This window comes from Streptomyces sp. NRRL F-5650 (genome assembly GCF_000721365.1).
Lineage (GTDB): Bacteria > Actinomycetota > Actinomycetes > Streptomycetales > Streptomycetaceae > Streptomyces > Streptomyces ardesiacus.
In genome coordinates, this window is record NZ_JOGV01000061.1 from 61,487 (window position 1) to 72,282 (window position 10,796).

8 protein-coding genes and 1 riboswitch are annotated in these 10,796 nt (G+C 74.0%); of the genes, 4 read left to right on the forward strand and 4 right to left on the reverse strand.

Going from position 1 to position 10,796, the window contains the following annotated elements:
* The first annotated feature begins 81 nt into the window (after positions 1-81).
* Positions 82-238: riboswitch (cyclic di-AMP (ydaO/yuaA leader) on the forward strand.
* Between the two features lie 11 nt (positions 239-249).
* Positions 250-1,290 (forward strand): M23 family metallopeptidase, encoded by a 1,041-nt coding sequence (locus tag IG88_RS0134735; protein ID WP_031049938.1) that lies wholly within the window; start codon positions 250-252, stop codon positions 1,288-1,290.
* Positions 1,291-1,420: 130 nt separating this feature from the next.
* Positions 1,421-2,365 (forward strand): aldo/keto reductase, encoded by a 945-nt coding sequence (locus tag IG88_RS0134740; protein ID WP_031049941.1) that lies wholly within the window; start codon positions 1,421-1,423, stop codon positions 2,363-2,365.
* A gap of 19 nt (positions 2,366-2,384) precedes the next feature.
* Here IG88_RS0134740 and IG88_RS0134745 read toward each other — a convergent pair whose 3' ends face one another.
* Both IG88_RS0134745 and trmB read right to left on the reverse strand, forming a co-directional pair.
* A complete protein-coding gene (locus IG88_RS0134745) occupies positions 2,385-3,782 on the reverse strand; it encodes a PrsW family intramembrane metalloprotease (RefSeq protein WP_031049943.1) in 1,398 nt (465 codons plus the stop codon).
* 28 nt (positions 3,783-3,810) lie between these two features.
* Entirely contained in the window at positions 3,811-4,635 is an 825-nt protein-coding gene (gene trmB / locus IG88_RS0134750; protein WP_031049945.1) for a tRNA (guanosine(46)-N7)-methyltransferase TrmB, read from the reverse strand.
* A 112-nt stretch (positions 4,636-4,747) separates the two neighbouring features.
* Between trmB and IG88_RS0134755 the strand changes: the two genes are divergently transcribed.
* Positions 4,748-5,155 carry a Dabb family protein gene (locus IG88_RS0134755; protein WP_031049947.1) on the forward strand — a complete coding sequence of 136 codons (408 nt, stop codon included), beginning with the start codon at positions 4,748-4,750 and terminating at the stop codon, positions 5,153-5,155.
* Between the two features lie 20 nt (positions 5,156-5,175).
* Here the strand turns inward: IG88_RS0134755 and lhgO are convergent, their stop codons facing one another.
* Together lhgO and IG88_RS0134765 are read right to left on the reverse strand one after the other, a co-directional pair.
* On the reverse strand, positions 5,176-6,381 hold the full coding sequence (lhgO, locus tag IG88_RS0134760) for an L-2-hydroxyglutarate oxidase (protein WP_031049948.1): 1,206 nt from the start codon (positions 6,379-6,381) through the stop codon (positions 5,176-5,178).
* Positions 6,382-6,457: 76 nt separating this feature from the next.
* Entirely contained in the window at positions 6,458-7,879 is a 1,422-nt protein-coding gene (locus IG88_RS0134765) for a hypothetical protein (RefSeq protein WP_031049949.1), read from the reverse strand.
* A gap of 790 nt (positions 7,880-8,669) precedes the next feature.
* On the opposite strand from IG88_RS0134765, the gene IG88_RS0134770 reads away from it, so the two are divergent.
* Complete coding sequence (locus tag IG88_RS0134770) at positions 8,670-10,793, forward strand: asparagine synthase-related protein (protein WP_031049950.1); 2,124 nt, start codon at positions 8,670-8,672, stop codon at positions 10,791-10,793.
* Positions 10,794-10,796: the final 3 nt, after the last annotated feature.

Genomic DNA, 10,796 nt, shown 5'->3' on the forward strand with positions numbered 1-10,796 from the left:
AATGGCTTGGAATCCGAGCCCCCCGTCTATTAACGTTCGATAACGCAGCGCGGTCGTCCCAGCCGTCACAGAAGGCGGCTCCGTGCGCACGCGCCGAATCCCGCAAGGGAACCGGGGAACCATCACATTGGGGTGAATCGGGCGTGTGGCGCCGTGGAAACACGGTCGGCACACACCCGTAGGAGACCTTCCTGCTCCGAACCCGTCAGCTAACCCGGTAGGCGGAAGGAAGGAAAGGAGTACGCCCACGTGGCGTCCAACCGGCCTGCCCCCGAGGCCCCGTTCGTACCCACCGGGCACGGCACCGACACCTTCGGCTACGACGCCCCCCGCGCCGAAGAGGGTCCCTGGGAGGAGTGGAACCCCACCGCGGAGTCCATCCGCCCCGTGCGCGGCCGGCACCGCGTCGCCAAGCAGCGCGGCGGACTCGCCCGCAGCTCCACCGTCCTCGGCGTCGGTGTCATAGCCGCAGTCGGCGCGGGCGGCATGGCCAGCGCGCAGACCGGCAAGCCGCCGGTCTCCATCTCCCTGCCCGACCTGCCGAACGTCGGCTCGCTGATGCCCGGCGGCGAGGAGCCGGAGCCCGAGGGTTCCGCCACCCCGCTCAGCGGCATCACCCAGGCCGTCGCCGCGGACACCTCGCAGAACACGGACGCCGCCGGCGCCGGTGAGTCGCTGCGGGCCCGGATCATGGCGCAGGCCGAGCAGCAGCAGGCCCAGGTCGAGACCAAGGCCGCCGCCGAAGCCCAGGCCGCCGCCGAGAAGAAGGCCGCGGAAGCAGCGGCCAAGGCCGCCAAGGAGGCCGAGGAGAAGGCCGCCGCCGCCAAGAAGAAGGCGGAGGAGGAAGCCGCGAAGAAGGCCGAGGCCGAGCGGCTCGCGAAGCTGGCCAAGCAGTTCACGCTGCCGACCTCCTCGTACACGATCTCCTCCACCTTCAACCAGGCCGGCTCCCTGTGGTCCTCCGGCCACCACACCGGCCTCGACTTCGCCGCCCCCACGGGCACCCTGCTCAAGGCGGTGCACAGCGGCACCATCACGTCGGCCGGCTGGGACGGGTCCTACGGCTACAAGACCGTGCTCACCCTCGACGACGGCACCGAACTCTGGTACGCGCACCAGTCGTCCATCAACGTCAGCGTCGGCCAGAAGGTCACCACCGGTGACGTCATCGGCCGCGTCGGCGCCACCGGCAACGTGACCGGCGCCCACCTCCACCTCGAGGTCCACACCGCCGACGGCTCGGGCATCGACCCGATGGCCTGGCTGCAGAGCAAGGGCCTCACCCCCTGACCCACCCCTGGGCGCCCGCTGAACCCCGGCGGTCCTGACGGCCAACCCCCCGACGTCAGGGCTGCCGGTTTGCGGGATCTTTGCGCGCCTGCCGGAATGCCGCGCTCCGCCACGGTCGTTGACCCTTTACATGACTTCTCTGCGCAAGCTCGGCTCCTCCGACCTCGAGGTCTTCCCCCTGGCCCTCGGCGGCAACGTCTTCGGCTGGACCGCCGACGAAGCCACCTCCTTCGCCGTCCTCGACGCCTACACGGCGGCGGGCGGCAACTTCGTCGACACCGCCGACTCCTACTCCGCCTGGGTCGACGGCAACAGCGGCGGCGAGTCCGAGACCGTCCTCGGCAAGTGGCTCGCGGCCCGCGGCAACCGTGACGACGTGGTCCTCGCCACCAAGGTCAGCCAGCACCCCGAGTACCCGGGCCTGTCCGCCGCGAACATCAAGGCCGCGGCCGACGCCTCGCTGCGCCGCCTGGGCACCGACCACATCGACCTGTACTACACGCACTTCGACAAGCCCGAGGTGCCGGTCGAGGAGATCGTCGGCGCCCTCGACGAGCTGGTGAAGGCCGGGAAGGTGCGGTACATCGCCGCCTCCAACATCTCCGCCGAACGGCTCGCGGCGTCCCTGGAGTTCTCCGAGCGCGAGGGCCTGGCCCGGTACGTCGCCCTCCAGCCGCACTACAACCTGGTCTCCCGGGACACCTACGAGGGCGAGCTGCGCGACCTCGCCGAGCGGGCCGGTCTCGCCGCCGTGCCGTACTACGCCCTCGCGGCCGGGTTCCTCACCGGCAAGTACCGGCCCGGCACCGCCGTGGACAGTCCGCGGGCGGGCGGTGCGGCCAAGCACCTGGAGACGGAGCGCGGGCGCCGGGTGCTGGCCGCCCTGGACGAGATCGCCGAGGCCCACGACGCCCCCGTCGCCACGGTGGCGCTCGCCTGGCTGGCCGCCCGGCCGACGGTGGCGGCGCCGATCGCCTCCGCGCGCACGGTGGAGCAGCTCCCGGCGCTGCTGGGCGTGGCCGAGCTGCGCCTGACGGCGGACGAGGTCGAACGGCTCACGCGGGCGTCCGCCTGAGCGCCGCGCCCGCACCGTCCTAGGGGCGGTGCGGGCGCGGCGGTGGATACGGCGCGTACGGCGCGTGCTGAGGGTACGGCGCCTGCGGGTACGTCGCCTGTGGGGGGCGGGGCGCGTACGGGCCGTGCGGCGACGGCACGTACGGCCCGTACGCCACGTATCCGGGCCCGGGCCCGTATCCGTACCCGTGTGCCCACGGCGGCACCGGCCGCGGTGCGGGAGGTGCGGTGGCCCGGGCCGCGTACTCCAGTGCCGGGCGGGCCACGCCCCGCAGGTGCCACAGGGCGTCCAGCAGTTGCCGCTCCCGCACGGTGAAGCCGGCGCCCGCCCTGCCCCGGCGCCCGCGCTGCCGCAGGAAGGCCACCGAGGTCGCGCAGGCCTCGTACCGCGCCACCGCCCGCGCCGCCTCCTTCCCGGCGTGGCGGCGGGCGTACTGCCGGGCGACGCGGCGGGCCCGCATCGAGCCGAGCGCGTACGGCTCGGCCGGCGTCAGCCATCCGGCGGCGACGTAGGCGGGCAGCTCGGTGCGCACGGTGCGCAGTTCGCGTTGCCGGGACCAGATGACCAGCCAGGTCAGCAGGCCGAAGGCCGGGACCATGAACGCGGCGTACACGGCGAAGAAGCCGTAGTCGCCGAACGCGGCCGAGCCGTTCCACAGGGCGTGCATGCCCATCGCGAGCAGCAGTCCGGCCAGGGGGAGCAGGGACCGGCGCAGGTGGTGCCGGCCCGTGGAGAGCGCGGCGGCGCCGAAGCCGATGCCGGTGAGCACGGTGAACAGGGGATGCGCGAAGGGCGACATCACGACGCGGACGAAGAAGGTCGCCGCGGTGACGGAGGCGATGCCGCTGTCGCCGGTGAGCTGGTCGGTGCCGAAGGCGTTGCCCAGGTAGAGGATGTTCTCGGTGAAGGCGAAGCCGGTGGCCGTGATCCCGGCGACGACCACGCCGTCGACGATGCCGTTGAAGTCCCGTCTGCGGAAGAGGAAGACCAGGAGGGCGGCGGCGGCCTTGGCGGACTCCTCGACGACCGGGGCTATGACCGTAGCGCCCAGGGTGTCGGCGCTCGCCGGGTCGGCGGTGGCGGTCGCTATCCAGCGGGTGGCGAAGCTGTTGGCGACGATCGCTATCAGCGCCGCCGCACAGGCACCCCAGGCGAAGCAGAACACCAGGTTCCGCCAGGGTCCGGGGTCGACCCGGTCCAGCCAGCGGAACGCCGCCACGAGCAGCGGTACGGGCAGGACGGCCAGGCCGAGTCCCACGAGGAAGCCCCGCGTGCCGGTCTGTTCGCGCACCAGGGCCAGGATCACCAGGCCGGAGAGCGCGAGCAGGGTGATCAGCGCGCCGTAACGCACCCAGGGGCGCTGCCACCAGTGCGTATGCCGGTGCGGAGGGATCGGACACGGGGGACAGGTGGCCACGGCATGGACCCTAACCGGTGGGGGACTGCTACAGCTCCTCGTGCGGTACGCGACGGAAGAGCAGGTCGTTCACCACATGACCCTTGTCCAGCCCCTGCCCCTCGAAACGGGTCAGCGGCCGGTGCCCGGGGCGCGGCGCGAATCCGCCGCCGGGCACGGTGTTCTCGAAGTCGGGGTGCGCGGTGAGCACGTCGAGCATCTGCTCGGCGTACGGCTCCCAGTCGGTGGCGCAGTGCACCACGGCCCCCGGTGCCAGCCGCGTCGCGGCCAGGGTCAGGAACTCCGGCTGGATCAGCCGGCGCTTGTGGTGGCGCTTCTTCGGCCACGGGTCGGGGAAGTAGACGCGCAGCCCGGCGAGGGAGCCGGGGGCGAGCATCTCGCGCAGGAGGATGATCGCGTCGCCGTTGCCCACCCGGACGTTGGACAGGCCCTTGCGCTCCGCGAGGGCGAGCAGGTTGCCCTGGCCAGGGGTGTGGACGTCGACGGCGAGGATGTTGGTGTCCGGGTCGGCGGCGGCCATCTCGGCGGTGGCCTCGCCCATGCCGAAGCCGATCTCCAGGACGACGGGGCGGGCGTTGCCGAACAGCTCGGGAAGGTCGATCACCCGCTGTCCGTCGATGTCCAGCCCCCACCGGGACCACAGCCGCTGCAGCGCGTCCGCCTGCCCGGTCGTCACCCGGCTGCGCCGGGGCTGGAAGCTGCGGATCCGCCGCTCGAAGTGCGACCCGGCGGGATCGGCCTTCGGCCCGTCGGGGAAACGGGGCTCGCCCTTGGCGCGGGAGGGGGGCTGAGAACTCCCGGCCGAGGCCGGGGGAGCGGCTTCGGCCTCGGGGGTGTGGTGGGTGTCAGACACAATGCGTCGATTTTAGTCCCCCGCACGCGGTTGCGAGGTCATGTCAGTGTAGTTAGAGTCTATAACCGTATCGATAGAGCGAAGCATTCATTGCGCGCGAGGGAGAGTTGCCGTGATTCACCACCACATCCGTCTTGCCATGCGCCCCGACGCACCCGGGGACAAGGTCGACGAGGCGCTCGAGCTGCTCCGCAGGATGGGGCGTGAGATCGACGCCGTCGCGTATGGGGCGGTCGGGCGGGACGTGGGCGGTGACTTCGACTACGGAGCGATGTTCGCGGTCGAGGACATCGAGGCCTACCGGGCGTACATGCACGCCCCGCTGCACCGGCAGGTCGACGAGATCGGGCTGCCGCTGGTGCGGAACATGGTCTCGTACGACCTGATCGACGACGAGGACCCGTACACGGGCGAACTCATCCGGCAGATCCACGCCGAGCGCTTTGCGGGGGACCCGGCCCTCGTGGCGCTGATCGAGGGCCTCGGTTCGTACCAGGGCAGCGGCGCGCCGGGGCGGTGACGCGAAGAGGCTGACGCCCCCTAGCCCGCCTCCAGCATCGACAGCGCCCGGCGCGCCACCTCCCGGCCGATGGGCAGGGACGCGGTCGCGGCGGGCGACGGTGCGTTCAGGACGTGCACCGCGTGGGCGCCCTCCTTGATCAGGAAGTCGTCCACCAGCGTGCCGTCCGCCAGCACCGCCTGCGCCCGCACCCCGGCCGGTGCGGGGACGAGGTCGGCCTCGGTCACCGCCGGCAGCAGTCTGCGGACCGCGGCCGTGAAGGCGCTCCTGGACAGGGACCGGCGCAGCTCGCCCGCCCCGTACCGCCAGTGGCGCCGGGCGATGTGCCAGGAACCCGGCCAGGCCAGCGTCGCGCCCAGCTCGCGGGGGCGCACCACGCCCCAGCCGTATCCCTCGCGGGCCAGCGCCGGCACCGCGTTCGGCCCGACGTGGACGCCGCCGTCGATGCCGCGGGTCAGGTGCACCCCGAGGAACGGGAACGCCGGGTCCGGCACCGGATACACCAGGCCCCGCACCAGCTCGGGCCGCGCCAGCTCGTAGTACTCGCCCCGGAAGGGCACGATCCGCATGCCGGGGTCGTCGCCGGTCAGCCGGGCGATCTCGTCGCAGTGCAGCCCGCCGCAGTTGACCATGGCCCGGGCGCGGAGGACGTCACCGGCGCGGGTACGGACGGCGACGCCGAGGCCGGGGCGCCGGTCGACGCGGTGCACCTCGGCGCCGTAGCGGATCTCGGCGCCGGACGCGTGGGCGAGCTGCCGGGCCACGGCGCCGTAGTCGCAGACGCCGGTGGTGCCGACGTGTATGGCGGCCAGGCCGCGCACCTCCGGCTCGTACTCCTGGATCTGGGCGCCGCCCAGCTCGCGCACCGGTATGCCGTTCTCCCGGCCGCGCTGGACCAGGGCGTGCAGGCGGGGCAGCTCGGCGCGGTCGGTGGCGACGATCAGCTTGCCGGTGACGGCGTGGTCGATGCCGTACTCGGCGCAGAACTTCACCATCTCGGCGGCGCCCCGGACCGCGTAGCGCGCCTTCAGTGAGCCCGGGCGGTAGTAGACGCCGCTGTGGATGACGCCGCTGTTGCGGCCCGTCTGGTGGCGGGCGGGGCCCGGCTCCTTCTCCAGGACCGTGACCCGGGTGCCCGGTGCGGCGCGCGTGATCGCGTACGCCGTGGACAGGCCGACGATCCCGCCGCCGATCACCAGCACGTCACAGTCGAACGCTCGTTCCATCTCGCGGTCCACCTCCCGGTTTCGATAGTGCACTGCGCCACTGACAATGCCTTCAAACCCGGAAGCACGCGGTCCGTCAGGCCGGAGTGACCAGCAGCGGGCGGGCGCGCTCGCGCAGCTCCACGACGCGCGGCTCGTCGCCGTACGGCTCCAGGCGGTGCAGGAGGTCCTTGACGTACTCGGTGGTGCGGGCCGAGGAGATGCGGCCGGCCACCTCGACCGCCCGCACGCCCTGCTCGCAGGCGGCGTCCAGGTTGCCCGACTCCAGCTCGGCCACCGCCGAGACGACGAGTCTGAGGCCGTGCGAGCGTACGAACTCCTCCGTCGGTTTCGACAGGGCCTGCTCGGTGAAGCGGCGGACCTGGCGTGGTGCCTTCAGGTCGCGGTAGCACTCGGCCGCGTCGGCGGCGAACCGGTCGTAGGAGTAGAAACCCAGCCACGTGGGATCGCTGTCGCCGGGCCGGGCGCGCTCCAGCCAGCTCTCGGCGGCCTTCAGGGCGGCGCCCGCCGCCGCCGCGTCGCCCGCGCGCGCGTGGGCCCGGGCCTCGACCAGGCGGAAGAAGCTCATGGTGCGGGCCGTGGCCAGGCCCCGGTTGCGCTCCAGGGCGGCCTGGGCGAGGTCCACGCCCTCGTCGCCGAAGCCGCGGTAGGTGGCCTGCAGGGACATGGAGGCCAGGACATAGCCGCCGAGCGGCACGTCGGCCGCCGCGCGGGCCAGGCGCAGGGCCTGGATGTAGTACCGCTGGGCGGCCTCCTGCTGGCCGGTGTCGAAGGCCATCCAGCCCGCCAGCCGGGTCAGTTCGGCCGAGGCGCCGAACAGGGCGCGGCCGACCTCGTCGGAGTAGGAGCCGAGGAGCAGCGGTGCCGCCTCGACGCGTAAGCACTCGGGGACCATCGACGAACGCCAGTCGCCGCCGCCGTACTTGGAGTCCCAGCGGCGCGCGTCCTCGGCGGCCTCGCGGAGCTTCTGCACGTCACTGTGGCCGACTTTGAGCGGTGCGCCGGAGCCCTCGGCCGGGCCCACCTCGCGCGCCACCGAGCTGTCGGCCGGGGTTATCAGCCATCGTGAGGCGGGCGTTGCATATGCGCTCACCGCGAACGACCCGGCGAGCGACTGCCAGATGCCGCCGCCGGTGCGGCGGCCGGCGAGGTCGAGACGGTACAGCTCGGTGGCGGACCTGACCGCCTGGCCGACGTCCCTGGGGAAGGCGAGGCCCACTTCGGGGGCGGGGTCCGCGTCCGCGAGGCCGATCTCGTGCAGCGGCACGGGACGGCCGAGCTTCTGGCCGATGGCGGCGGCGATGAGGTGCGGCGCGGCACCCTGCGGCACCATGCCCTTCGACACCCAGCGCGCCACCGACGTCTTGTCGTAGCGAAGCGTCAACCCGCGTTGGGCGCCCAGGTCGTTGACCCGCCGGGCGAGACCGGCGTTGCTGATTCCCGCGAGGGCGAGAACGGCGCCGAGCTTTTCGTTCGGCCCGCGTTGCTCCCTGGACATGCGTCACCCCTCGACACAGACGGCTGCCGCGCTGGCATAGCCACGCGGCATTCGTAAACCCAGCGTAGTTCGCCGCATCCCATGCGTTAAGAGGCATTCTTCCGGATGGCGGGATTGTGGTCCGTACTCAAGTGCGGTGCATGCACGGTCCGTTGCGGCGTGCTCCCGATGTGTGGCCGTGCGCCCGTCCGTGCGCTCTTCTCCGGCCACGACGGGAGCGATTCCATGGGCGGTGCGTGGGTCGGCCCGCTGTACTGGATCCAGCGGGCTGGGGGACGCCGCCGCCTACATCCCCGCGGGCGGCGGACCGGCCCGGGGGGCGAGTCCCGTTCCCCGGGCCGTGCGCCGCCGGCCGGCCGCCGACAGGCCGACGGCCGGCTCGCGGGGTCTGTACGGAGCGTGTTCGAGTGGGGTCGCGGAACGTCGATTTGGCCGAAAAACACCGCCGGTGATTTGTGAGTACTACCGCCCTCACCACGGGAGTTGAGGGCGCGTTGGGGAGCCAAAGGGCGCGTTCCGGGGGCGCATTCGCGTCGTCTTCGCTTCGCCCGGGGCCGTGTCCGGGTGGGTCCCCGAGGGTCCGAGGTGGGTCCGGGGGCGGCCCCCGGGGCGGTGTGCGCAGCCGTCTCCGCGCGGCGGAGAGGGAGTTGGCGTTCTCGCGTGAGTTTCCGCGAGGGCGCATCCGGGGAGCACACGCGGCTCCGCCGACGGTCTGTGGCGCGCCCTTCATGGCAGCATGGGGAACCAGTTCGTACGGTGCACTGGTTGTCCCCAGCCTGTGGAGGCGTCGATGCGGTGGTTGGTGGGGTGGAGCAGCGCCGCCGTGGGAGCAGGAGCAGCCGGGATCGCCGGTGCGGCCGGCTCCGCCGGGGCCACCGGCTACGACGGGGAGACCGTGCAGCCCGTGGGGGCCCAGCCGTTGTGGGGCGACCCCGACCCGCTGTGGGCGGTCGGCGACTGGCGTCCCGACGAGGTGCGCGTCGTCACCGCCGACGCGCAGACCCGCATCGCCGTCCTCGGCATCTGCGGCGCGAGCGACGAGCAGTTGCGGGTCGCGCTGTTCGCCGCGCGCGGGGGCGCGCTCCGGCATCTGACGGCCTGGCCCGGCAGCTACACGGCCGTGGTCCAGGTCGGGCGGCGGATCACCGTCTGCGGCGACCTCGCGGGCGCGCGGCCGGTCTTCCACACCCCCTGGGCGGGCGGCACCGCGTACGCCACCGCCGCGCTGCCCCTCGCCGACCTCGTCGAGGCCAACCTCGACTTCGGCCACCTCGCCGCGCTGCTCGCCACGCCCGACGTGCCGGCCGCGCTGGACGACTCCACCCCGTACGACGGCGTGAAGCGCGTTCCGCCGGGGCACGCGCTGATCCTGCGCGCCGGGGCGCGCGAGATCGCCGGGTACGAGCCGGTCGCCTCGCTGGCGGTCGCGGCGCCCGCGGCCGACCCCGACCGGGCGGTGGACGGTGTGCGGGACGCCCTGGTGGAGGCGGTGCGCACCCGGCTCGCCGCGCCCCGGCACGTCCCCGGGGACGGCATCGACCCCGGGCCGGTGCCGGGCATGGGCCCCGCCGAACGGCGCGCGGCGCGCGGGATGCCGGTGCCGGGGATCGGCGCCGACCTGTCCGGCGGGCCCGCCTCGGGCACGCTCGCCCTGCTGGCGGCCGGGCTGCCGGGGATGCCGGGGACCGTGCTGGGGCACGGCACCGGGGCGGGGGAGCGGCTGCTGGCGGTCACCTTCAACGACCTCGCCGTCGGCGGGCAGGAACCCGAGCTGGCACGGGCGGGCGCGCTGGCGGCCAACCCGCGGCTGCACCACGTGGTGGTCACCGGCGACGAGGACGTGCTGCCGTACGCCGCGCTGGACGGGCCGCTGACCGACGAACCGGGTTCCTTCCTGGTCGCCGCCGCGCGGCACCGGGCCCGGCTGGCGGCGGGCAGCGCGGACCACTTCGCGGGGTACGGGGCGCGGCAGGTGCTCGACGCGCATCCGGCTCGCCTCGCCGACCTGCTCATGGACCGCAAGCGGCGCCATCTCGTGCGGCCGGTCGCCGCGCTGGCCAAGGCCGACGGGTCGGTACTGGTCCCCGCGCGCGTGTACGCGGCGGCGCGGCGGCTGGCGCGGACGCCGTACCGGAGCGGGCTCGAGGTGCTCGCCGAGCGGCTGCTGCGCAGACGGTTCGACGCGCCGGGCGACGGGGCGATGGACGCGTCCCTGGCCGCGCTGACCTGGGCCGGGCCGGGGCCGGCGGCGCGGTGGCTGACCGGAGAGGCGCTGGCTGAAGTATCGGTTCGCCTTCAGACGTCCTCGCAGCGGTCGGGGGTGGGGCCGGGGCAGCGTCCGGGGGACTTCCGGGCGCGGGCGGCGCTGGCGCGGCAGGCGGCGGAGGTGCGGGTGCTGGAGCAGGCCGCGGAGATCCGCTTCCAGCGGCTGCACACGCCGTTCCTCGACAACCAGGTGGTCCGCGCGTGCCGCGCCCTGCCGGAGGCGCTGCGGGTGCAGCCGGGGGCGCGGGCGGCGATCCTGCGGACGGTGCTGGAGGGGGCGGGGGTGAGTGAGCTGCCGCCCGGGTGGGGGGCGCCCACCCAGGCGCTGGCGGCCTCCACCGCGCGGACGGGGCTGCGGGTGGCCGCGGATTCCCTGCTGGGGCTCTTCGACCGGCCGCTGCTCGCGGAGGCGGGGCTGGTGGAGGCGCGGGTGGTGCGCAAGGCGGTGCGGGCGGCGGCCGCGGGGGAGCCGTTGCCGCTGGACGGGCTGGCCGACCTGGTCTCCCTGGAGCTGTGGCTCCGTCGGCTGCTGTCCCGCCGGGGCACCTGCTGGACCGGCACCCCGGCCCGCCAACGCGCGGTCCCCGCGGGCATCGCGCCGCAACGGGGGGCGCTGGGCGGGGCGGGGGCGGTGGTGCGGAGGGGGTGAGGG

Coding starts and splice junctions, on each gene's coding strand:
- IG88_RS0134765 (WP_031049949.1), bottom strand. CDS start 7,879: ATGTCCAGGGAGCAACGCGGGCCGAACGAAAAGCTCGGCGCCGTTCTC.
- IG88_RS0134770 (WP_031049950.1), top strand. CDS start 8,670: ATGCGGTGGTTGGTGGGGTGGAGCAGCGCCGCCGTGGGAGCAGGAGCA.
- IG88_RS0134740 (WP_031049941.1), top strand. CDS start 1,421: ATGACTTCTCTGCGCAAGCTCGGCTCCTCCGACCTCGAGGTCTTCCCC.
- lhgO (WP_031049948.1), bottom strand. CDS start 6,381: ATGGAACGAGCGTTCGACTGTGACGTGCTGGTGATCGGCGGCGGGATC.